The sequence below is a fragment of the Streptomyces sp. NPDC093544 genome (assembly GCF_040683495.1).
Lineage (GTDB): Bacteria > Actinomycetota > Actinomycetes > Streptomycetales > Streptomycetaceae > Streptomyces.
On the sequence record NZ_JBFBEA010000008.1, the window covers coordinates 201,146 to 221,972 of the forward strand.

Consider the following 20,827-nt stretch of genomic DNA (forward strand, 5'->3'; position numbering starts at 1 on the left):
GCGTCACACGGCTACCGCTCCGGCGGACGCGTCGTCGGCTCGGTCACGCCGGTATCGGTGCCGGGTCGGAGCGGTCGACGGCGTAGTGCTCCGGGTGGCCCTCGACGTGCAGTTGGGGCAGCCGGCGGTCGAGCCCGCGCGGGAGCCACCAGTTGAACCGCCCGAGTATGTGCATCGCTGCCGGGACCAGCAGCAGCCGGACGACCGTCGCGTCGAGGAAATGGCGGCGGCCATCCCGACGCCGATGAGTCTCAGGACCACGTCGGGGCTCGGCACGAACGCCACGAACACCGCGATCATGATCGCGACCGCGGCGGTGATGACCCGGCCGGTGCCGGCGAGGCCGTCGGTCACCGCCCGGGTGTTGTCGCAGGTGCGGATCCACGACTCGCGCATCCGGCTGACGAGGAAGACCTCGAAGTCCATGGACAGGCCGAACAGCACCGCGAACATGAGCACGGTGACGAACGGCGGCAACGGGGTCTCGGTATCGATTCCGACCAACTGCCCGGCCCAGCCGCCCTGCAGGACCAGCGCGACCACCCCGTACGAGGCGGCGACGGACAGCAGGTTCATCACGGCGGCCTTTGACCGCCACGGCGACGCTGCGGAACGCGACCAGCAGCAACAGCATGGACAGCACCACCACCCCGACGATCAGGTACGGGATGCGGCCTGCCAGATCGGCGGTGCTGTCGATCGAGGTCGCCGCCGCGCCACCGACCAGGACCGTCGTGCACCACCGAGGCGCCGCTCACCCTCCGGGTGACCGCCGCCCGAGTCGTGCAGGAAGCCCTCACGAACGCGCTCAAGCACGCGGGCCCCGGCGCCGAGGTCGAGACCACCGTGGACGTCGACGACAGCCGGCTGAGGGTCGAAGTGGCCAACTCCGGACCGGTCGGCCCGCATCCCGCGTTGCCCGCGTCGGGGCACGGCCTGGCCGGCATGCGAGAGCGGGTCGAGATCCACGGCGGCACACTCGCCGCAGGACCCACGCACACCGGCGGCTGGCGACTGCGTGTCACGCTTCCCCTCGGAGCCCGCACATGATCCGCGTGCTTGTCGTCGACGACCAGGCCCTGGTACGGGTCGGGGTCACCCTGCTGCTGCGCACAGCCGGAGAGGACGTGGTCGGCGAGGCCACGGACGGACTCGAAGCCGTACGCATGGCTGACCGGCTGCGTCCGGATGTCATCCTCATGGACCTGCGCATGCCACGGGTCGACGGAATCGAGGCCACCCGCCGCATCCTCAACGCTCACCCGTCTACCCGCGTCGTGATGCTCACGACCTTCGACGACGACGCCGAGGTCTAGGGAGCGCTCCGCGCGGGAGCCATGGTCTACCTGCTGAAAGACGGTGAGCCCGACGCGGGGCTCTCCGCCGTACGGCGAGCAGCGCAAGGCGAATCACTTCTCGCGCCCTCAGTGATGGCGCGCGTCGTCCGACGCGCCGTCCAGTCGCACCATGAGGACGTCGCCGGCGAGATGGCCGACCCCGCGATTCTGTCGGCACTCACGCCGCGCGAACGAGACGTACTCGCGCTCGTCGGCGTCGGCGTCGGCGTCGGCGTCGGACAGTCCAACGCCGAAATCGCCGAAACGCTCCACCTCGGCGTCACGACCGTCAAGACCCATGTCGCCTCCGTCAGGGACAAGCTGCGCCTGCGCAACCGTGTTCAGGCCCCGGTCGTCGCCCACCGCCTGGGCCTCGTCGACGACGACTTCCTGCTCGCCGGCGGAGTCGAATAGCAGGCCATTGCGACGGCGATGCAAGGAGGCATCAGTCGAGGGTCAAGAGAACACCTCGCAAAGCAAAGTTCGCGAATCCTGCGAACCACCTCTTCTTCGCCGCACTCCTATCCCCTAGCGGCGCCCCACACGGGGAGGCGCCCAGAAGGGGAGCGATCATGCGAAACAACAGGCGAACCCGGCTCTGCGTCACCAGTGGCGCCATCACCGCGGCGTCCGCCCTGGCTCTTGTCGGTCTCACCGCCGGTTCCTCCCAGGCCGCCGTGACGTCGCAGTCGCGAACCACGGCGGCGCGGCCCGCATGGGCGGACACCAGCTCCTTGAGCGTCCGGATCCACGCCCTCGATCCCGGGGCCGGCCAGCGCTACGCGTCGGTGGTACTCACCAACAAGACCCACAAGACCGTCCGAACCCAGGGTTACGTCGGCCTGCAGCTCCTCAACTCCCATGCCAAGAACGTCACCACACACATCGTCCGCGACCCCGGCCACACTCCCTTGATCACCCTGAAGCCCGGGCAGAGCGTCCACACCACGCTGCACTGGACCGTCGTCGGCGCCACGGGCGAGCCCACCAAGAGCGAGAAGAACCCGACCGGCCTCGAGGTGACCCCGCCCGACTCCCGTCACCACCTGACGACAGCCTGGAAACTCGGCGACGTCCTGCAGAAGGGCCGCATCGACATCACCCCGCTGGCCAAGGGCAGCGGCCCGAAGTAGAGGCGGTGTCCCACAGGGCGACGCGTCAGACGACCTCGTTCAACTTGCCCGTGGCGACGTCGAACACGAAGCCCCGTACATGGTCCTTGTGCACGATGAACGGGTCCGCCTTGATGCGGGCGATCGACTGCCGTACGTCGGCGTCCAGGTCGGGGAACGCCTCGGCCGCCCACGACGGCCGGATCCCCGTCTCCGCCTGGACCGCGTCCTTGAAGCCGTCGTCGGTGAAGGTGAGCATGCCGCAGTCGGTGTGGTGGATGAGGATGATCTCCTCGGTGCCGAGCAGCCGTTGGCTGATGGCGAGCGACCGGATCTCGTCCTGGGTGATCACACCGCCCGCGTTGCGGATGACGTGCGACTCGCCGTCGGCGAGCCCCAGGATCGCGTACACGTTGAGCCGGGCGTCCATGCAGGCGACCACGGCGAGCTTCTTGGCGGGCGGAAGGGGGAGCGGGCCGGTGAAGGTCTCGGCGTAGCGGGCGTTGTTGGCCAGCAGTTCATCGGTGACGGACATGGTCAGCCTCTGTTCCTGGGATGCGGCGGACGAACCGCTCACGGAACTGCAAGGTAAGCGGCACGGGGATGTCGACACACTGGAGCCGTATGCGCGGGGCGGACACGCGACATGGCCCGGGGGTGGTCCGACGGCTCCCGGGGGAGCAGCCCGACGACCCCTAGCGACAGAAACCGTCGAAAAGGTAGACGCGACGCGAGGGCCAGAAACCCTCGGTGAGGCGCAACATGCGGTCAGTGAACACCGGGCGGGTCCCCCTGGCAAGAGCACAAGAGTCCGGGAAGAGCCCTGCGGCAGTGGCGGAAGTGGACCATTCGGCGACGGCCGCACCGCAGGGCCCCCGCGGGTGACCACCAGCCCGCCTGCGCGACGTGTGGCCCGCTGAGGCCGGGCACGTAACGCAGGCGGCCTGGAACGATTGTCCTTCAGCGGCGCCCACGGGACCCCTGAAGGACAAGTGCGCGCGTCGTCTACCAGGTGAAGGTGGCGGTGGTGCGGGCCGGGAGTGTGTAGACGTAGGACTGGCTGCCCCAGTTCACCCGGATGGACTGGGTGCTGGTGCCGCCGTTGTGGGCGATCAGGGCCTTGGAGCCGTCGGGGTTGCGCCAGGCGACGTTCTGCACCGTGCTGTTGGCGGTGGAGGCGATGCGGTACGCACCGGGCTTGACGAACTTGGTGAGGTGGCCGGTGGTGTAGTACTCGACGGTGTAGTCGACCTGTCCGGCCCGCGAGCCGCCTTCCTGCACGGTGATCAGTCCGGTGCAGGTGCCGCAGCCGCCGTTGTGCGGGCCCATGTTCTGGTTCAGCGCCAGGCTCCACTTGACCAGGCTGGTGCTCCAGTTGCGGGCGTAGTTGACGATGTCGGCGAGGTCCTCGTTGTGCTGGTTGCCGATCCAGGTGCCGCCGGAGTGCTCGGTGCTGAACTGCTTGACGGTCGGGTACTGGTTGTGGACCTGGGTGCCGACCGCCGGGTCACCGAAGTAGCCGTGCCAGGCGATCCCGCCGAAGAGCGGGTCGTTGCGGACACCGGCGTCGGCGAGGATCGCCGAGCCGAAGTTGGCGTAGTCGCCGTAGTTCCAGTCGTGCACGAGGACCTTGGTGGTGATGCCGGCGGCGCGGAAGGCCGGGTACACGTGGTTCTTGGTGAACTCCACGAGTCCCGAGGGGTTCCAGCTCATGCCCGGGTAGTTCATCGCCGTCGGGTTGCTCGCCTGGCAGCAGTTGGGCTCGTTCTGCACCGAGATGTAGTTAACGGGGATGCCGGCGGCCTGGTAGCTCTGGATGTACTTCACCAGGTACTGGGCGTACATGGGGTAGTACTCCCACTTCAGCCAGCCCATCTGGTCCATGCGCCCGTTGTCCTTCATCCACGCCGGCGAGCTCCACGGCACGCCCTTGACGCGCAGCGCCGGGTTGAGCTGCTTGGCCTGCCCGGTCAGAAGACGGACGTTGGTGTCGTATCCGTTGGCGCCGAAGTCATTGAGGTTGCAGCAGGTGTCGTCGAGCGAGACATTGCCCGGCCGGGACAGGTCGGAGGCTCCGATGGGGTTGCGGACGAAGGACAGCCCGATGCCCGCGGTCGGCGAGAACAGCTTCTGCATGACGGTGTCGCGAGTGGCGGCGCTGATCGGGCCGCCCCGCAGCAGATAGGCGGTGGTGTCCGTGATCGAGGCACCGCCGCCCTCGAACTGCTGGTACGTCGTGTTCTCGTCGACGGTGATCGTGTGCTGGGCGGTTCCGCCCGCGGGGCCGAACCGCAGCGCTGTCTGCTGCGCCAGACCACGCGTCACGTTCCGTCCGGCGGAGTCGGATGTGGTCGTCAGCCAGACGTTGACGGGCTCGTTCACCGCCTGAGCGGTGCCGCCGGTCGCGGCGAGCGTCGCCGCCGCGACGACACCGGCCAGAAGAAATCGAGTTGCCCGGGACAGAGGAGACCGGGGACGGGATCGTGTCATGCTGTCGCCCTTCGCAATGGTGGGGGCAGTGCAAGGCATTCAGATCCATGACCAGAAGGCCAGTGTGTGACCAATCGCCGCAAAAACTAAAGGTCTGAACCAGACACGTCAAGACTGCACACAGACCCCGACAGTCGCAGGGCCCCGAGGTCACGCACCCGGCCCCGGGTCCGGTTTCACCGCGTCGGTGATTCCCGCCCGGGCCGCTTCGAGCTGAGCGGCGAAGGCGATGCCGAGGAACAGCGTCACACCGGTGAGGTTGGCCCACAGCAGCAGTGCGATGAAGGCCGTCAGCGGTCCGTACACGGCGCCGAACGATCCGCTCTCGTCGACGTACAGCGACAGCAGCCAGGTGGCCGTGACCCACAGCACCAGATGGACCGCCGAGCCGAACGCCAACCACGTGTAGCCCGGTTGGTCCCTGCGCGGCGCCCAGCGGAAAATCACCGCCGAGCCGACCCAGGCCAACGCCACGCCCAGCGGCACATTGAGCGCTCCCCACCAGTCGAGCCACTCCCGGGGCCAGTCGAAGGTCTCCCCCACCGCGTTCCCGACGGCATCCCCTGCGACGAGCACGAGGAAGCCGAGGACCATCGGCATACCCGCGGCCAGGGCGAGGAGCAGGGACCGCCCGTACTTGGCGAGGAAGGGCCGGTCGCGTTCGATGCCGTAGATGCGGTTGGCGCCTCGCTCGACCTGCGCCATCGCCGAGGCGAGGTTGAGTACGGCGAAGGCCAGGCCCAGCCACATGGCGACGGCGCTCCAGGCTCCGGAACCGGCGCTGCGTTCGGTGCTGTCGAGAGCTTCCGCGACCAGCCGCGAGCTGGCACCCGGCACGATGTGGCCGAGGGTGAGTTCGATGATCCGTCCCACGCTCTCCGTATGCACCGTGGTCGCCACACCGACTAGCGCGATGGTGAACGGCACCATGCCCAGGACCACTTGGAACGCGAGTGACCGCGAACTGGTGAAGCCGTCGGCATAGCGGAACCGGGCGAAGGCGTCGAGGAGCAGCCGGCGGCCTCCGTAGTGCCTCAGCGCTGTGAGCGCCTCGTCTCCGGAGAGTTCGTCCCCGATCATGTCCCGCGTCTGCGGAACGTGCACAGCGGTGCCCATGGCGAGCGTGTCCCCTCCCGTCTCTCGTCAGTCGGCTTTGCTTGGTTCGACGGTAGGTAGGTCGCCGGTGCGGCAACTCGTGCGGGTAGCAAGGCCGGAACCGGCCTGGACGGTCCAACCTGCGCAGCCGTCGCGTACGCGCCGATACCGTAGCCGTACTCCGGGTCGCGTACACACCCCACCAGGAACTGCCCACCCTCAAGGTGTCGGCCCCCGCGACGTCGGACCGGGCCAAGAAGCTCACGGTCACCGGCAAGCCGACCTCGCATGTGCTCCCTGCCGGCGGGCCGGCGTCACGACTACGTGTCAGTGACCGCGGAGCAGGTCTTCGGTGTACACGGCCAGGCGTGCGGCGTCGTCGGGGTTGAGTGTTTTCAAGGTCTTGTCGACGGGCTTGCCTCGGTCTATCGCGGAGAGCGGGTCCGTAGGCGGTTGCCCGATCCACTGGACGATCGGTTGAACCGCGTCGGCCACCGGGCGGGCGAAGAACCTTCCGAGCAGTTCGACCGAACCGCGGACCAGGGGGTTCTGCAGGCTGCCGGTCCCGCTGCGGGTGAATCCGGGGTGGTAGAGGACGTAACGCGCCTTGCTCTCGGCCTGGTTGGCGAATGCGACGCCGAGCAGGTCGTTCGCCCGGCCGGCCTGGAGCTGGGCGCGTATCCGGCCATAGCGGCGCGTCAGCTGGGGGTCCTCCCAGAAGATCCGGCCTGCGGTGGTTCCGACACCGGCCACGTTGATGATCACCGGGTCGGTGCCGGCGTCCAACAGGGGGCGCAAGCGGTGGCTGAGCAGATAGCGGCTCAGGTAGTAGAGGGCGAAGGTGAACTCCAGCCCGTCCGAGGTCTCCTGGCGCTTCGGGCTCACCCGGTTCGCGAACAACGCCAACGCGTCGATGCTGTCGTGCTCCTCGGCGATGCGGGCGACGACCCGTTCGGTCTCGGCGACCGAGGACAGGTCCGCCCGCAGGAACCGCAGGTTCGGGTTCGCGGCATGGTCGAGCATCGCGCGCCCCTTGGCCTCGCTGCTGCCGATCACGGTGACGTGGTCGCCTGTCGCCAGCCGTGCCAGGGCGGTCGCACGGCCCATGCCGTCGGTACCGCCGCTGATGATCACGGTCTTCTGTGGTTGGCCCGGCACGTTGTCCTCCATAGGCTCGGCATCGACCGGTCCATCGTGGGCCGCGGGGTCGGATGCTGAAAGAAGGCACTTTTATGTCCGGTACGCACACCCGTGTTCCCTCGGTGCTCGCCCACGAACTGCCGCGTCCGGTACCGGAGGACGAACTGGCGGCGTGCCCGGTCGGTCACGTGTTCCAGCGCCTGGGCGACAAGTGGAGCATGCTGCTGGTGATCCTCCTCGGCGGCCGCCCCCACCGGTACAACGAGCTGCACCGCTCCATCGAGGGCATCAGCCAGCGCATGCTGACCCGCACGCTGCGCGGTCTGGAAACCGACGGCTTGGTGCGGCGCGAGGTGCACCCGACCGTGCCACCCGGCGTCGAGTACAGCCTGACTCCACTCGGACGCACACTCCTGGAACCGCTGTCGGCGCTGGCAGACTGGGCCGTGCTGCACGAGGCGGAGATGAACGACGCCCGGTCCGGCCGTGGCGGCGGCTGAGACGGCCGCGGGAAGGTCAAGCGGGGTCCGGCGCAAGTTCCGTACGGTACCTACGCGTTGAGGTTGTCCGGCCGTGCGGGGTCCAACCGTCAAACCATCCCGGTCGAGCACAAGCCGCACTCTTGACCGCAGAGGTACAGACCAATAGCTTCCGGGCATGCGTCGAAGACTTCTCAGCAGGCTGGCGCTCGCCGCCTGCGCCCTGTCCCTTCCCGTCACTCTCATCGCCACGGCCCCCGCGTCCGCCGATGGCCCTCACACCGCAAAGTCCCCCGCCTACAAGAACGTCGGCTACTTCACCCAATGGGGTGTCTACGGCCGCGACTTCCAGGTTGCCGACCTGGAGACGAGCGGAGCGGCATCCAGCCTCACCCACATCAACTACGCCTTCGGCAACGTCAGTTCGGATGGCAAGTGCTTCACGGGGAACATCCCGGGAGAGGCCGACGCCTGGGCGGACTACGTGCGCCCGCTGGACGCGGAGAACTCCGTGGACGGCGTCGCCGACAACGACACGCAAGCGTTGGCAGGCAACTTCAACCAGCTGCGGGAACTGAAGGCTGAGAACCCGGGCCTGAAGGTGCTGATCTCCCTCGGCGGCTGGAGCTGGTCCACCCACTTCTCCGACGCGGCCCGCACCGCCGCCTCCCGCAAGGCGTTCGTGGCCTCGTGCCTCGACCTGTACATCAAGGGCAACCTTCCCGTCGACGGAGCACGTGGCGGCCAGGGCGCCGCGGCCGGGCTCTTCGACGGTGTGGACATCGACTGGGAGTGGCCGGGGTCCGCAGGGGACACCGACACCGTCTATCGCCCCGAGGACAAGCGGAACTTCACCGCGCTCGTGCACGAGTTCCGGCGGCAGCTCGACGCGTACGCGACCACCCAGAAAAAGGGCAAGCACTACGAGCTGACGGCGTTCGTTCCGACCGCTCCCGAGAAGATCGACGCGGGCTTCGACGTACCCCGCATCATTCGGGATCTGGATTTCGTCAACCTTCAGGGCTACGACTTCCATGTCTCCGGTGAGGCGACCACGAACCAGCAGTCCGCGTTGTACGCGAAGAACGACTTCAGCGTCGACCAGACCGTTGACGCCTGGCTCGAACGCGGAGCACCCGCACGCAAGTTGGTCGTGGGCACGCCCTTCTACGGGCAGGGCTGGACCGGCGTGACCGGGGGCGGCGACGGCCTGAACCAGCCCGCGACAGCCCCCGCGCCGGCGACCTGGCAGGCAGGGTACGAGGACTACAAGGCGCTCAAGAAGCTTGCGGACTCGGGCACGTACACCGTCTACCGTGATCGCAGAAACGGCCACGCCTGGCTCTTCGACGGCACGACCCTGTGGACGTACGACGATCCGCAGGTCCTCACGGCCAAGACCGACTACATCCGCCGGCATCGACTGGGCGGGGCGATGATCTGGTCGCTCGACGGAGACACCCCCGACGGTGAGCTGATCCACGCCATTGACAAGGGGCTCAACCAGCGCTGAGCCGCGTTCTTCCCGCACTACGCACTCATCTCCGGGTTCCGAGCGTGAGGCGGTGGCCAAACCACCGCCTCACCCTCGCGTTGTTCGAGTTCGGATCTGTTGAGTGTCGGGGGCGTGAGCGCTCCGAGAGTCCGTACAACTTTTGAAACTGGTAGATGCTGTTCTGTTTCGTGGGTTCCTGGTGCAGGATGACGGCCACACGCCCCCCAGCGTGGCCATGCCAGGACAAGGAGCCGCAACCTTGAGCACCTCGCAGCGACGCAGTACTCCCAGCAGATCCCGCCCCTTCGTCGGACTGCTGGTTCTCGCCGTTCTCTCCGCCTGCCTCGGCCTGATCGGCGCGCCGGCCGCCACCGGAGCACCGGCGAGCACGGCCAGATCAACCGTGGTGGACGTCACGGACTTCGGTGCCGATCCCCGCGGACGCACCGACTCGGCACCCGCGGTGAAGGCCGCGCTCCGGCATGCCAAGACCGTGAAGGGGCCGGTCAGGATCGTGTTCCCGCGCGGTACCTACCAGCTGTACCCGGAGAGCGCCGAAGTGCGCGAGCTGTACGTGTCGAACACGGTCGGCGCCGATCAGCGCTATCGGGACAAGTCGATCGGGCTGCTCATCGAGGACATGCGCGATGTGGTGGTGGACGGCCGCGGGTCGACCCTGCTGTTCCACGGACTCCAGACGGCGTTCGCCAGTATCCGCTCGCACAACGTGACCTTCACCGGCTTCACCTTCGACTATGTCGCGCCGAAAGTCGTCGACGCCACGGTCCGCACGGCCGGAGTGGAGAACGGGCGCGCCTACCGGATCCTGAGCGTGCCGGCCGACAGTCCCTACACCGTGTCGGACAACAAGGTGACCTGGCTCGGCGAGACCAGCCCGGTGACCGGACAGCCCTACTGGTCCGGCGTGAACGGGCTGGAGTACACCCAGATCCAGGACCCGGCCGCGCAGCGGTCCTGGCGGGGTGACAACCCGCTGTTCAGCGATGTCGCGTCGATGACCGACCTGGGCGGGCAGCGCATCCGGATCGACTACACGACCTCCGCGATCCCCTCGGACCAGGGGCTGGTGTACCAGATGCGGCAGATCGAGCGGGAGCAGCCCGGAGCCTTCATCTGGGAGTCCTCCGACGTCACGGTCCGCAATCTGGTCGCCCGGGAGTTGCAGACCTTCGGTCTGGTCGGGCAGTTCAGCGAGAACATCACCATCGACCGGGTCGACTTCTCACCGGATCCGGACTCCGGGCGCGCCACCGCCGGGTTCGCCGACTTCATCCAGATGTCCGGCGTCAAGGGCAAGGTGTCGATCACCAACTGCGTCTTCGACGGCCCGCACGACGACCCGATCAACATCCACGGCACCTATCTGCAGGTCGCCGCGCAGCCCTCGGCGAACAGCCTGACGGTGAGTTACAAGCATCCGCAGACCGCGGGATTCCCTCAGTTCTACGTCGGTGACAAGGTCCAGCTGGTCGACAGCGCGACGATGCGCCCGGTTCCCGGCGGTGCGGCAAAGGTGACCGCCGTCGACGGGCCGAGCGGGCAGGACCACGACACCTCACTGACCGACATGACGATCACTCTGGACCGGCCGGTGCCCGCAGGCGTCAAGATCGGCGGCACGGACGTGGAGAACCTGACGTACACGCCGAGCGTACGGATCGCCGGCAACGTCTTCCGCAACGTGCCGACGCGCGGGATCCTCGTGACCACGCCCAAGCCCGTCGTGATCGAGAACAACCGCTTCGAGCGGACGACGATGGCGGCGATCTACATCTCCGCAGACGCCTACCAGTGGTACGAGTCCGGGGCGGTCACCGATGTCCTCATCCGCCGGAACACCTTTGTGAGTTCGACCGGTCCCGTCATCTTCGTCGAGCCGACCAACCAGGTACTGAACGCCGCGGATCCGGTGCACCACGGCATCCGGATCGAGCGGAACACGTTCGAGGTCGGCGACGTCACCGTGGTCGACGCCAAGAGTGTCGGCGGGCTGTCCTTCACGGACAACGTGATTCGGCGAGCCGCGGGCGCGACAACGCCGTACTCCTCCCGGCTGTATGTCTTCCGAGGCTCGGACGACGTGCTCATCGAGGGCAACCGGTACGCCGGCGGACTCAACGCCCGAGCCGATACGGAGTCGATGGACGCCTCGTCGGTGACCGTGCGCTCGGACGCGGCCCGGATCAACGCCGACAACGTGCTGCCGGTTCGCAACAACTAGTCCGTCGGGGACGGCGGTGTGGCAGCGGTCCGCGAAGCTCGATGTCGATCGGGCCCAGCAGTTCCTGCTCACCGCCGTCCCTGACGCGTCTGCCCCGGCGCGTCTGCCCTGACCGCCCGGGTCGTCGGCCGCGGTCGCCGACTCGGCGCGATGCTGCCCAACTCCCAGGACAGGACGACCGTACGGCGCTCCCGCCGGACACGCGGCGAGGCCCTCCGGCTCCTGCCTGAGCACGGCATGCCCGCCTCAACATCGCGTCAAGATGCCTCAACCTCCTGAACTGGAACGCGGGTCGCGACTGACCACGGCGCGCCCGTCCATTCGTACGAGCACCGCCACTCGTGATGCCGAGGCGGCGCCTACCGCGTGCGTGGGACACACAGTCCCTGGGCAGCCTGCGCCCAACCACCTCCCGGGGACGCGAGCGCGGGCCGCCCTTCGCCCGAGAGTGAAGACGCTCCCCCAGCGGTCGTCTTGAAGTCTTGAAGTCAATACGGCTCGCAGGCGTACTAATGCCGACGAGAACCATTGACAACGCCATGTCATGTGGCTTCACTCCCGAGGCAGAGCGCCGGAACCGGTTCCGGTACCGGTTCCGCTCACCCCACCACTCTTCAAGGAGGAGTGCCGTGTTAGCAGATTCCCCACCCCCCACCGCAGCCCGAGTGCGCAAACGTCCTGCCTGGACGGCCGTGTTGGCCGCGTTCGTTCTGGTGGTCACCGGGCTGTACGCGGCTGCGACGCAGGTCGGCGCGGACCGCACGACCACCACAGGGGCCGAAGTCGTCCGTGTGGCGGAGTTCCTGGCCGAGTGTCCCTACAGCCACCGTCTCCCCGACGATCCGATCGTCGCCCCCGGGCTGCCCGGCGCCTCCCACATGCACAGCTTTTTCGGCAGCCGAGTGACCAACGCCAACACCACGGTGACGAATCTGCTGGGTTCGGCCAGCACCTGCAACCCGACCGTGGACACCTCGGCCTACTGGGTGCCGACCCTGTACCGCAACGACCAGCCGGTCGAACCCACCGGCACCACGTTCTACTACCTCGGTGAGGGCGTGCGCGACGACATCATCCAGCGCACCCAGCCTCTCCCCCAGGGTCTGCGGATCGTCGCCGGCAACGCGAAGGCGACGAGTGCGACCGACCCCTCGTCCGTCGCCCGCTGGTCGTGTCTGTGGCACGGCGAGGTCAATCCCTCCAAGGACTTTGTGACCTGCCCGGCCGACTCCTACCTGGAGTCCTACCTCGACTTCCCGCAGTGCTGGAACGGCAGGGACCTGGACTCCGCCGACCACAAGAGCCACATGGCCTACCCGGTGGGCGGCGCGTGCCCCGCGAGCCACCCCGTGCCTGTGCCGAAGCTGCGTCAGGTACTGCGCTACCCCGTCACCGGCGCCACGCAGGGGCTACGTCTGGCCTCCGGTGCCGGCTACACCATGCATGCCGACTTCTTCAATGCCTGGCCCGCTGCGGAGATGGCACGCAGGACCACGAACTGCATCCAAGCCATCGTCAAGTGCGGCGCTGACGGCAATCCCTCCTGAGCGGCGCAACCAACCTGCCCCGCACACGCGGGACATCGCACGCACCACGGCCCCCGAGACAGGAGACGGTCCATGGCGAAACCCGAACCACCAAGGGGCCGTGGGGGCCGGGCACAGCTCGTCGTGACGCTGCTGTGCGTCCTGTTGATCGTGTCCGGGTGTGCCGGCTCCCAGCAGGGAGCCGGCACATCCGCCGGAGCAACCGTCACCAACAGCTCCCCAGCGGACACTTCCGGAGCGGCAGCCGGAGCCACCGGCACGTTCAGTACGACGGACATCGCCTGGCTCCAGTTGCTGATCGCCATGGACGACCAGACCCGGTCCGTTCTTGAACTCGTGCCGCGTCATGGCGATGAACCCGCGCTCAAGACCTGGGCCGCCGGCTTGGCCCGTGACAACCGCAGCCAGCTGACAGCCCTGCGCGAGCTCCTCGCCGCAACCGGCGTACCGGACGACAACCCGCACGAGGGCCATGACATGCCGGGGATGGTCAACGCCGAGGAGCTGGGGGCTTTCAATGACGCGACAGGTCCGCAGTTCGACCGGCTGCTGCGATCCGCGGTGCGCGAACACCTCGCCCACGCGGAGCAGTTGTCGATCGAGCTGCGGAAGAACGGGTCCGACCCGAAGGTGAAGAAACTCGCGGCCACCGTGAAGGACTCCGCCGCGGCGCACCGGCAGCGTATGCCGATCTGAATGGTTCACGCGGTCTGGCGGGTTCGCCCGGCGTCCACCGGAGTGCGGGCGGCCGCGCGCAGGTTGCGGCCGCGTCGCGTCAGTCCCCAGGGCTTGAGGACCGAGATCACTGTCATGAAGACGTAGGCGGACAAGGAGACGATGGGCCCGAACAGGACGTCGCCGGTGTCGGGCAGCGGTCCGCCCGCGGCGACAGCGGCCACCGCATGGTTCACGGCCGGGCGCAGTGCGAAGACCGTGGCGGTGATGGTGGCCAGGGTCAGCCAGAACTTCGTGAAGACCCATCGATGCCTCGCCAGCCCCCACGGGGTGCCCAGGGACAGCACCAGTCCGCTGAGGAGCGTGAGGAACGCGACGGGGAGCAGGAGCCAGTCGGCGAAGAGCTTCATGGCCCGGACGGAGGCCTCCACGGTCACCGCGGAGCCGGTGGTGGCCGCGGTGACCCCAAGGGCGAGCAGCCCGAGCGTGAGCCCGAGCCAGCTTGCGGAGGCGGCTACATGGACGACCAGGTTGGCCCGGCGTGCGGGGCGGTTGAGTTTCACCTGACCCACGGTGCCGGGCAGCGGCCGAGAGGACGTCTGACAGCGGGAGTAACCCCGCGTACTAGCCTCGGCGTACAGGGCGGGGCTGTGAGCGAATCGTCGACCGCTTTCGGCCGTCGCTAAAAGAGCGGGGCCGTCCCTGTTCGTTCAGGCCGACCCACAGCCGGGATCTCAACTACGCGGCTGCATGTACTCGAAGACGGAGCCGTCCGGGTGGCGAGCCACGATCCGGGTGCCGTTGGGAACTTCGTTCGGCTCTTCCAGGAGTTCGGCACCGGCTTTACCCAAGGCGTCGAGCACGGAGTCGAGGGAGTCGACGAGCACGGTCGCCGTCTGCGACACGTAGTTGTCCAGCGGGCCTGAGTACAGCAGAAATGGCCCTACCAATGCCAATTCCAGTTCCTGGTAGGGGAATCGCCGGACTTCGACATCTCCTGCGAGTTCGCGGTAGAAGGGAATGGCGGCATCAAGGTTCTCGACCTCGACGTTTGCGATCATCGCTCGGATATTGCTGCTCATGCTGGTTTTCCTTGGGTGGGTTCTCGGTTTTGCATGGATGAGTTCTCGGTTTTGTCTGGGTGAGCTCTCGGTTTTTACATGGGTTACTGCGTTTTCACCCCTGGGCGATGGTGGGGTAGTCGGTGTAGCCCTCGGTGCGACCGGCGTAGTAGGTGGCACGGTCGCTCTCGGCCAGCGGGTGGCCCTGGGCGAACCGCTCGACCAGGTCGGGGTTGCCGATGAAGGGGGCGCCGAACGAGACCGCGTCCGCCACCCCGCGCGCGATGATCTCGTTCCCGGTGTCCTGGGTGAAGCCGAGGTTGGCGACGAGGCTGCCCTGGTACTGGGCGCGGTACCGGGCGAAGGGGGCGATGCGCTCCTCGGTGGTGCCGGTCAGCGCGTCGGGGCGGCCCAGCAGATGGAGGTAAGCCAGGTCGCTGTCGCCGAGCTTCTTGATCACCTGGTCGTAATCGGCAAGTGTCTGCTCGTCCGCAGTGAAGGTTCCGCCTGCCCAGTACGGGGACAACTTCACGCCGATGCGGTCGCTGCCCCACACGTCACTCACGGCGTCGAGGACGTCGAGGAGGAACCGGGCACGCTTCTCGGTGCTGCCTCCGTAGGCGTCGGTGCGCCGGTTGAGGTGCGGGTTGAGGAACTGGGGGATCAGATGTGAGCCCTGGGCGTGGATCTCCACTCCGTCGAACCCGGCGCGGCGTGCGTTGACGGCGGCCTGCCGGTAACCGGCGAGGGTGTCGGCGATCTCGGCGGCGGTGAACGCACGCGGGGTGACCGTGTCCTTCGGCCCGTCCGGGGTGAAGGATTTCTCGCCGGGGTTGACGGCCGACGGCCCCGCCGGCAGACGGCCGCCGAGGTGGTCGGGGTGGGAGACCGCGCCGACGTGACCGAGCTGCGAGACGATCTGCCCGCCCGCCTCGTGGACGGCTTCGGTGACCTTCGTCCAGCCGATGGTCTGCGCCTCGCTGTAGATGCCCGGCACGTTGATGTAGCCGATCGCTTCATCGTTGACCCAGGTGCCCTCAGAAATGATCAGACCGGCGCCGGCACGCTGGGCGTAGTAGGTCGCCTGCAGTTCAGTGGGGGCCAGATCCACGTTGTGGGCGCGGGCGCGGGTCATCGGGGCCATGACGACACGGTTGGGCAGTTCCAGCGCGCCCAGTCGGACAGGCTGCAGCAGAGGCTGGACGGAGGAGGTTCCGGTCTGGCTGGTCATTGGGGTCTTCCTTGTTCGAGGGCCGGAGCCATCCGGCTGAAAGTCGCGGTTGGCAGGACGCTGAAGTGACGGTGAGCAGGGCACTGAAAGTGACGGTGTTCAGGGCCTGACTCAGTCCTGTTTGAGGACATGGAGCCCGGAGAGCGGGCCGCCCAGTTGCATCAGGCGTCCGCCCTCACGCAGCCCGCCGAGATCCACGGGAGCGAAGCCGAAACCCGCGGTGAGGTCCCTGACCGTCGCCTTGGCATCGGCGTCGTCACCGGCGAGGAACAACACCTGCCGTCCCGCCTCGTGGTGCGGATCGGCAGCGATGTACTGGCCGTAGAGGGTGTTGAACGCCTTCACCACGCGAGCGCCGGGCAGCAGCGAGGCGACGTACTCGCTGCCCGTCAGTTCGCCCAGATCGGCGATCTCGAACTGCGGGGGCGGGGAGACGAACTGGTTGGTGGCGTCGATGACGATGCGCCCGTCGAACGGCGGCAGGACGGCCACCGCGTCCGGCACCTGGGGCCAGCCGACGGCGAGCACGACGACTTCCGCGGCGGCGGCCTCTGCGGAGGTGCCCGCGCTGGCGAGCGGGCCGAGGTCTTCCGCGAGGCCGGCCAGCGAGGCGGGGCCGTGGCTGTTGCTCAGCACGATCTGATGGCCGTGGCTGACGGCATGCCGGGCGATGGCCTGGGCGACGGTTCCGGCGCCGATTGTTCCGATCTTCATCACGAGTTGTCCTTCCTCAAAGTCACGGTGCGGGGCTGGTGAGCAGGACGGTTCCGCTCCTGCCAGGGCGGCGGACGTGGGAGATGGCCTCGGCGAAGTCGGCGAGGTCGTAGCAGGCGGCGACCTCCAGCAGTTCCGGGGCGGTCTCGGCCAGGCGGGTGGCGAAGGCGACGTCCTCGGCCCGTTCCTCGGGCGTGCGGGTCAGCCACCGGCCCACCGACACGCCCCGCACGGTCAGTTCCCGCGAGGTCAGCCCCAGCGACTCAACCGGCGTGCTGCCGGAGCCGAGGCCGCCGTACGTGATCAGCGTGCCGCCCTCGGCCAGTAGCGCGACCAGGTCACCGGTCAGCGATCCGCCCACCGCGTCCAGCACGACTTGGGCACCTCGGCCGCCGATGGCGCTCTGAGCCTGCGTACGCCAGTCCGGGTCGGCCGTCGAGATGGTCGGCAGCCCCGGGAATCGCTTCCGCAACGCCTGCGCGCCCGCGGCGCTGCGCACCAGGTTGACCAGCGGGAAGCCATGCCTCAGCGCGGCCGCGCCGACCAGTTTGCCGATCGCCGACCCGGCGGCCGTCTGTACCACCGGCCCCTCCTTGCCATGCTGGGCATCCTCGACGGCCCGCAGCAAGGTGAGCAGCGTGAGTGGGTTGACCAGCATCAACGCCGCGGTTTCAGCGCTGACTCCCTCGGGCACCGGCACCGCCAGCTCGGCCGGCACCGTGACGAGTTCACTCCAGGCGCCCGGCACCGGGAAGAACGCCACCCGCTGACCGGCCCGCAGACCCTCCACGCCCTCGCCTACGGCCTCGATGACGCCCGTCCCCTCCACACCGGGGCTCCGCGGCACGGCGTACCGCCGCGGCGGCACGCCCGCTGCCCCCTCCACTTGCAGGAGATCTCCGGGGTGGATCGGCCGGGACAGCACCCTCACCACCACCTGCCCGGCGGCCGGAGTGGGCGGGGGTGACTCCTCGCGCAGGCTCAGCACCTGTGCGGCGTCTCCCTGCTGGTCGTAGACGATCGTGCGCATGGAAATCTCTCCCACAGCGAGTATTAATGATGGGCGTCATTAGAACTACCAACTATGATGAGGAGCATCATCGAAAAGGTCAAGTCGAGGGCGAGACGAAAGGACGGCCATGCCGCGGATCACCAAGGAAGACAAGGCCCGCAACCGGCAGAACATCGTCGAAGCGGCGAGCCGTATGTTCCGCGCGCAGGGCATCGACGCGGTCGGGATCGCCGAACTGATGAAGGAAGCGGGGCTCACCCACGGCGGCTTCTACAACCATTTCGCGTCCAAGAACGACCTGGCGGTGGAGGTGTGCAACGCCTCCTTCGACACTTCGCTGGGAGGGCTGGCCCGGACGATCGAGGAGGGCCCCGGCCAGGCCGGTTCGCCGCTCGAACGGGTCGTCGCCGGGTATCTGTCCGCCGTCCACCGCGACGCCGAGGACGGCGGCTGTCCCTCCGCCTCCCTGGTCACGGACGCCGGACGGCAGAGCGAAGCCGTACAGAGCGCGTACGCCGACGGCGTCGAGGGCTACCTCACCGGCTTCAGCGCCGAGATCATGCGCGAAGCCGAGGCGAACGGGGAGAAGCCCGATCCGAGCGAGGCCCGGCACCGCGCCATCCGGCTGCTCAGTGAACTGGTCGGCGCGATCACGCTTGCCCGCGCCGTACACCAGGTCCAGCCCGGCCTCTCCGACGAAATCCTGCAGACCGGCCGCGACCACGCCCTCGACTGAAGCCGCTCACACCTGTCCGGCCGGGAGGGACACAGGCCTGCGTTCATCCGCCGAACCCGCACTGCCGGCCAGGACCTCACCCGGACCTCGCCGTGCAGCGATCCTCTGGCTCCGAACCGCCGAGTAGCTCCGACCGTCAAGCTCACTCCGTGTCAGCTCCGAACCGTCGAGCTCACTCCGTGTCAGCTCCGAACCGTCGAGCTCACTCCGTATTAGTTCCGAACCGTCGAGCTCACTCCGTGTCGTCGAAAGTCCAGACGGCGCGGGTGCCCGGGCCGACGCTGAGCGTCGACCGGCCGATCTGTTCCTGGTGCCGGTACCCCACGGACCGGTTGAGCGACAGCCCGATCTGCCGCAGGCCGACCTGGTCGCGCGGAACGGCGTCGAGGCGGATCGTGGTCCCGCCGCCCTGCGCGACGATGCCACCGCCCGTCACGGACCGGACGACGAACCCGCCGGCCCGCAACAGCGGAACAGTGTCGGCAAGGTCGCCTTCGGTGACCGCGAGGCGGATGGAGGTCACGTCACGCATCAGGTGATCGCTGTAGTCGTCGGACAGGTAACGCTCTCGGCCGACGTCGCCGGGATAGTTGGCCGGCTCGGTGTTGCCGCGCGGGTCGGCGAAGTACTCCGGCCGGTACTCCATTGCCCAGGCCCCGAAGGCGTCGTACTGGTCGGTCGTGAGGATGGCGTCGAACCACGGCACCGGGACACCGTCACCGAAGTCGCGCGTCTGAAGGAACTCGATCGGGTCGGCGATCCCCTGATCCGGCAACCGCTCCGTCACCGCCGCGAGGTCGCCGGCACGCTCGGTCGAGATGCCCATCCCGGTGGAGCCGAAGGCGCCGTCCTGGCCGGGCAGATCGCCGACCCCGAAGAGTTCGAGGTACGTCTCGCGGCCCATCAGGTAGCGACCGGTCCAGGTCTGCCCGCCGGCACCGGTCGTGGTGCGGACCTGGAAGTTGGCGAACTCCCGCAGGTAGTCGGAGTGTTCGATGGCATCGGCGGTCTCCCGGTCGAGCACACCGTAGGCATGGTTGTAGAACAGCAGCTGCCGATCGGGCGAATGCCCGCTCCCCTCGGCCCGCGCCGTACTCGCGCCGCCTTCCAGCGCCCCTGCGAGGGTGGCAGCCAGCGCCACAGCGATGACCATGATCATTCGCAACATCCGGCTGAGCAGCATGCGGGTGATCGTAGAACGGAGAGGATCACTATGGCTGTTGATTCGTGGACGACGACTCGAAACCGCCGGTCTTCAGGAGAGCCCAAGATCCTTGACTGATCAGAAGCGATCAGATCCGGTAATCTCAACCCCTCGTAGATACGGGGGCCTTGTGCGAACGATATTGACTGCTGCAACGGCTGTATTCACGAGCCTTGTGCTGGGTGGCGCCGTGTCCGGCTGCTCGGACGGCAGCAAGTCGGAGCAGCTCACCGCCGAGCAGATGCTCGACGACGCGAACGACACGATGAACGCACTCAAGTCGGTGACCATCGACGCGGACACCGAAGTGACCGCCGGTGATGACTATTCCAGCCATGCGACGACGGATCTCAACACCAGGTGTGCGGCCAGGACGACCTGGGCCACAGGCGCCGCCCTCGAACAGATCCGCATCGGAGGAACGGACTACGTCCGCCCGAATCGCGCCTACATCGAGTGGTCGGGCCGGGAGATGGCCGGCGCGGAGGAGCAGGATCGCTGGATCAAGACCCTCTCCAGCGAGGCGCAGGCGGGGGACGGACTCGTCGAATGCCCCAGGGAGTTCGCCTCCTTCGGCGTAGCCACGAAGGGCGAAACGACCCGGATCGAAGGTAGTCCGGTGATTCCCGCTGGTGGTGTCCGACAAGGCGGACAAGGAGGGCACCTACACCTTTTATGTCGCCACCGAGGGCAAGCCGTACATCCTCAAGGTCACCTACAAAGGCACCGGCTATCAAAGCACCACCCTGTTCGGTGACTTCGACAGACCAGTGGATGTGCGGCCTCCGGCCAAGGCCGACGTATTGGACGCGAGCGCCAGTGACGACTGAGCGCCGGCACCCGGAAACCATGCCAGCGCTCAGCTCCACCCCGCACGAGCGAGGTCGAGCGGACCCGTCAGAAACCCTGCCGCCCTGGTGAAGACATACGCCTCCCTGGTAGCGCGCAGGCCACCTGGACCCGGGTCCGTCAGCGTCTGCTGCGGGCCCGGCTTGCCCAGCCACTGCCGATCCCCGCCACATGCAGCGCCAGCAGGGTGAGGCCGAGAAGCATGACATTCCCCGACGAGAACGTGTCGTTCGTGTCGATCTCGGCAGCATTGATCAAGAAGGCGATGAAAAACAGCACCGCCGCGGCTATACCAAGCATGGAACAGCTCCCCTGATTCGTCATTCCGTCGTGGTGCGCTACGTGTTCCCCCGAATCCCGCCGCCAGACCTTCGACACCGAAATCGAACAACGCACTCCGGCACACCC

22 protein-coding genes and 1 pseudogene are annotated in these 20,827 nt (G+C 67.8%); 11 read left to right on the top strand and 12 right to left on the bottom strand.

The genetic code is table 11. The features are described from left to right. Positions 1–3: 3 nt before the first annotated feature. Positions 4–576, bottom strand: a complete 573-nt coding sequence (locus tag AB0N66_RS14435) for an MMPL family transporter (RefSeq protein ID WP_365433282.1) — start codon at positions 574–576, stop codon at positions 4–6. Positions 577–765: 189 nt separating this feature from the next. On the opposite strand from AB0N66_RS14435, the gene AB0N66_RS14440 reads away from it, so the two are divergent. From AB0N66_RS14440 to AB0N66_RS14455, 4 genes are all read left to right on the top strand, one after another. Beyond that, the gene (locus tag AB0N66_RS14440) at positions 766–1,050 is read left to right on the top strand and encodes an ATP-binding protein (protein WP_365433285.1); all 285 of its coding nucleotides are present in this window, start codon (positions 766–768) and stop codon (positions 1,048–1,050) included. Continuing rightward, complete coding sequence (locus tag AB0N66_RS14445) at positions 1,047–1,316, top strand: response regulator transcription factor (RefSeq protein WP_365433288.1); 270 nt, start codon at positions 1,047–1,049, stop codon at positions 1,314–1,316. Before AB0N66_RS14440 ends, AB0N66_RS14445 begins: the two co-directional genes overlap by 4 nt. A 21-nt stretch (positions 1,317–1,337) precedes the next feature. After that, positions 1,338–1,751, top strand: coding sequence for a LuxR C-terminal-related transcriptional regulator (locus AB0N66_RS14450; RefSeq protein WP_365433291.1), 414 nt, complete (start codon positions 1,338–1,340; stop codon positions 1,749–1,751). A gap of 158 nt (positions 1,752–1,909) precedes the next feature. Next, positions 1,910–2,470 carry a DUF4232 domain-containing protein gene (locus AB0N66_RS14455; protein WP_365433294.1) on the top strand — a complete coding sequence of 187 codons (561 nt, stop codon included), beginning with the start codon at positions 1,910–1,912 and terminating at the stop codon, positions 2,468–2,470. Between the two features lie 25 nt (positions 2,471–2,495). Here AB0N66_RS14455 and AB0N66_RS14460 read toward each other — a convergent pair whose 3' ends face one another. The 4 genes and pseudogenes from AB0N66_RS14460 to AB0N66_RS14475 all read right to left on the bottom strand — a co-directional run bounded on the left by AB0N66_RS14460 (position 2,496) and on the right by AB0N66_RS14475 (position 7,192). After that, entirely contained in the window at positions 2,496–2,984 is a 489-nt protein-coding gene (locus AB0N66_RS14460; protein ID WP_365433646.1) for a carbonic anhydrase, read from the bottom strand. Positions 2,985–3,457: 473 nt separating this feature from the next. Beyond that, positions 3,458–4,939 (bottom strand): annotated as a pseudogene (locus AB0N66_RS14465) (glycoside hydrolase family 30 beta sandwich domain-containing protein); the annotation flags it as partial. A 150-nt stretch (positions 4,940–5,089) separates the two neighbouring features. Then, on the bottom strand, positions 5,090–6,055 hold the full coding sequence (locus AB0N66_RS14470) for a YihY/virulence factor BrkB family protein (RefSeq protein WP_365433297.1): 966 nt from the start codon (positions 6,053–6,055) through the stop codon (positions 5,090–5,092). A 306-nt stretch (positions 6,056–6,361) separates the two neighbouring features. Beyond that, entirely contained in the window at positions 6,362–7,192 is an 831-nt protein-coding gene (locus tag AB0N66_RS14475) for an SDR family NAD(P)-dependent oxidoreductase (protein WP_365433300.1), read from the bottom strand. 74 nt (positions 7,193–7,266) lie between these two features. Here AB0N66_RS14475 and AB0N66_RS14480 point away from each other — a divergent pair, with 74 nt between their 5' ends. The 5 genes from AB0N66_RS14480 (at position 7,267) to AB0N66_RS14500 (ending at position 13,633) form a co-directional block, all read left to right on the top strand. Continuing rightward, a complete protein-coding gene (locus tag AB0N66_RS14480) occupies positions 7,267–7,674 on the top strand; it encodes a helix-turn-helix domain-containing protein (RefSeq protein ID WP_365433303.1) in 408 nt (135 codons plus the stop codon). A gap of 157 nt (positions 7,675–7,831) precedes the next feature. Further along, complete coding sequence (locus tag AB0N66_RS14485; RefSeq protein ID WP_365433306.1) at positions 7,832–9,166, top strand: glycoside hydrolase family 18 protein; 1,335 nt, start codon at positions 7,832–7,834, stop codon at positions 9,164–9,166. 241 nt (positions 9,167–9,407) lie between these two features. After that, positions 9,408–11,390, top strand: a complete 1,983-nt coding sequence (locus AB0N66_RS14490; protein WP_365433309.1) for a glycosyl hydrolase family 28-related protein — start codon at positions 9,408–9,410, stop codon at positions 11,388–11,390. A gap of 539 nt (positions 11,391–11,929) precedes the next feature. Next, positions 11,930–12,937 (top strand): DUF1996 domain-containing protein, encoded by a 1,008-nt coding sequence (locus AB0N66_RS14495; RefSeq protein WP_365433649.1) that lies wholly within the window; start codon positions 11,930–11,932, stop codon positions 12,935–12,937. A gap of 72 nt (positions 12,938–13,009) precedes the next feature. Continuing rightward, on the top strand, positions 13,010–13,633 hold the full coding sequence (locus AB0N66_RS14500; RefSeq protein ID WP_365433312.1) for a DUF305 domain-containing protein: 624 nt from the start codon (positions 13,010–13,012) through the stop codon (positions 13,631–13,633). A gap of 5 nt (positions 13,634–13,638) precedes the next feature. On the opposite strand, the gene AB0N66_RS14505 is transcribed toward AB0N66_RS14500, so the two are convergent. From AB0N66_RS14505 to AB0N66_RS14525, 5 genes are all read right to left on the bottom strand, one after another. Further along, positions 13,639–14,175: a DUF2269 domain-containing protein gene (locus tag AB0N66_RS14505; RefSeq protein ID WP_365433315.1), complete on the bottom strand. Its 537-nt coding sequence runs from the start codon at positions 14,173–14,175 to the stop codon at positions 13,639–13,641. A gap of 171 nt (positions 14,176–14,346) precedes the next feature. After that, a complete protein-coding gene (locus AB0N66_RS14510) occupies positions 14,347–14,694 on the bottom strand; it encodes a VOC family protein (protein WP_365433318.1) in 348 nt (115 codons plus the stop codon). A 94-nt stretch (positions 14,695–14,788) separates the two neighbouring features. After that, positions 14,789–15,904 carry an alkene reductase gene (locus AB0N66_RS14515; protein ID WP_365433321.1) on the bottom strand — a complete coding sequence of 372 codons (1,116 nt, stop codon included), beginning with the start codon at positions 15,902–15,904 and terminating at the stop codon, positions 14,789–14,791. Positions 15,905–16,015: 111 nt separating this feature from the next. Continuing rightward, positions 16,016–16,618, bottom strand: coding sequence for an NAD(P)-binding domain-containing protein (locus AB0N66_RS14520; RefSeq protein WP_365433324.1), 603 nt, complete (start codon positions 16,616–16,618; stop codon positions 16,016–16,018). 22 nt (positions 16,619–16,640) lie between these two features. Continuing rightward, positions 16,641–17,648 carry a zinc-binding dehydrogenase gene (locus tag AB0N66_RS14525; RefSeq protein WP_365433326.1) on the bottom strand — a complete coding sequence of 336 codons (1,008 nt, stop codon included), beginning with the start codon at positions 17,646–17,648 and terminating at the stop codon, positions 16,641–16,643. 109 nt (positions 17,649–17,757) lie between these two features. Here AB0N66_RS14525 and AB0N66_RS14530 point away from each other — a divergent pair, with 109 nt between their 5' ends. Then, positions 17,758–18,366, top strand: a complete 609-nt coding sequence (locus AB0N66_RS14530; RefSeq protein ID WP_365433329.1) for a TetR/AcrR family transcriptional regulator — start codon at positions 17,758–17,760, stop codon at positions 18,364–18,366. 232 nt (positions 18,367–18,598) lie between these two features. On the opposite strand, the gene AB0N66_RS14535 is transcribed toward AB0N66_RS14530, so the two are convergent. Further along, positions 18,599–19,525, bottom strand: a complete 927-nt coding sequence (locus AB0N66_RS14535; protein ID WP_365433652.1) for a DUF5829 family protein — start codon at positions 19,523–19,525, stop codon at positions 18,599–18,601. A 175-nt stretch (positions 19,526–19,700) separates the two neighbouring features. Here AB0N66_RS14535 and AB0N66_RS14540 point away from each other — a divergent pair, with 175 nt between their 5' ends. Then, positions 19,701–20,327, top strand: a complete 627-nt coding sequence (locus tag AB0N66_RS14540; protein ID WP_365433332.1) for a hypothetical protein — start codon at positions 19,701–19,703, stop codon at positions 20,325–20,327. A gap of 212 nt (positions 20,328–20,539) precedes the next feature. On the opposite strand, the gene AB0N66_RS14545 is transcribed toward AB0N66_RS14540, so the two are convergent. Next, on the bottom strand, positions 20,540–20,719 hold the full coding sequence (locus AB0N66_RS14545; protein WP_365433335.1) for a hypothetical protein: 180 nt from the start codon (positions 20,717–20,719) through the stop codon (positions 20,540–20,542). Positions 20,720–20,827: the final 108 nt, after the last annotated feature.

Coding starts and splice junctions, on each gene's coding strand:
- AB0N66_RS14435 (WP_365433282.1), bottom strand. CDS start 576: ATGAACCTGCTGTCCGTCGCCGCCTCGTACGGGGTGGTCGCGCTGGTC.
- AB0N66_RS14445 (WP_365433288.1), top strand. CDS start 1,047: ATGATCCGCGTGCTTGTCGTCGACGACCAGGCCCTGGTACGGGTCGGG.
- AB0N66_RS14450 (WP_365433291.1), top strand. CDS start 1,338: ATGGTCTACCTGCTGAAAGACGGTGAGCCCGACGCGGGGCTCTCCGCC.
- AB0N66_RS14455 (WP_365433294.1), top strand. CDS start 1,910: ATGCGAAACAACAGGCGAACCCGGCTCTGCGTCACCAGTGGCGCCATC.
- AB0N66_RS14460 (WP_365433646.1), bottom strand. CDS start 2,984: ATGTCCGTCACCGATGAACTGCTGGCCAACAACGCCCGCTACGCCGAG.
- AB0N66_RS14470 (WP_365433297.1), bottom strand. CDS start 6,055: ATGGGCACCGCTGTGCACGTTCCGCAGACGCGGGACATGATCGGGGAC.
- AB0N66_RS14480 (WP_365433303.1), top strand. CDS start 7,267: ATGTCCGGTACGCACACCCGTGTTCCCTCGGTGCTCGCCCACGAACTG.
- AB0N66_RS14485 (WP_365433306.1), top strand. CDS start 7,832: ATGCGTCGAAGACTTCTCAGCAGGCTGGCGCTCGCCGCCTGCGCCCTG.
- AB0N66_RS14495 (WP_365433649.1), top strand. CDS start 11,930: ATGTCATGTGGCTTCACTCCCGAGGCAGAGCGCCGGAACCGGTTCCGG.
- AB0N66_RS14500 (WP_365433312.1), top strand. CDS start 13,010: ATGGCGAAACCCGAACCACCAAGGGGCCGTGGGGGCCGGGCACAGCTC.
- AB0N66_RS14510 (WP_365433318.1), bottom strand. CDS start 14,694: ATGAGCAGCAATATCCGAGCGATGATCGCAAACGTCGAGGTCGAGAAC.
- AB0N66_RS14515 (WP_365433321.1), bottom strand. CDS start 15,904: ATGACCAGCCAGACCGGAACCTCCTCCGTCCAGCCTCTGCTGCAGCCT.
- AB0N66_RS14520 (WP_365433324.1), bottom strand. CDS start 16,618: ATGAAGATCGGAACAATCGGCGCCGGAACCGTCGCCCAGGCCATCGCC.
- AB0N66_RS14525 (WP_365433326.1), bottom strand. CDS start 17,648: ATGCGCACGATCGTCTACGACCAGCAGGGAGACGCCGCACAGGTGCTG.
- AB0N66_RS14530 (WP_365433329.1), top strand. CDS start 17,758: ATGCCGCGGATCACCAAGGAAGACAAGGCCCGCAACCGGCAGAACATC.
- AB0N66_RS14535 (WP_365433652.1), bottom strand. CDS start 19,525: ATGATCATGGTCATCGCTGTGGCGCTGGCTGCCACCCTCGCAGGGGCG.
- AB0N66_RS14545 (WP_365433335.1), bottom strand. CDS start 20,719: ATGCTTGGTATAGCCGCGGCGGTGCTGTTTTTCATCGCCTTCTTGATC.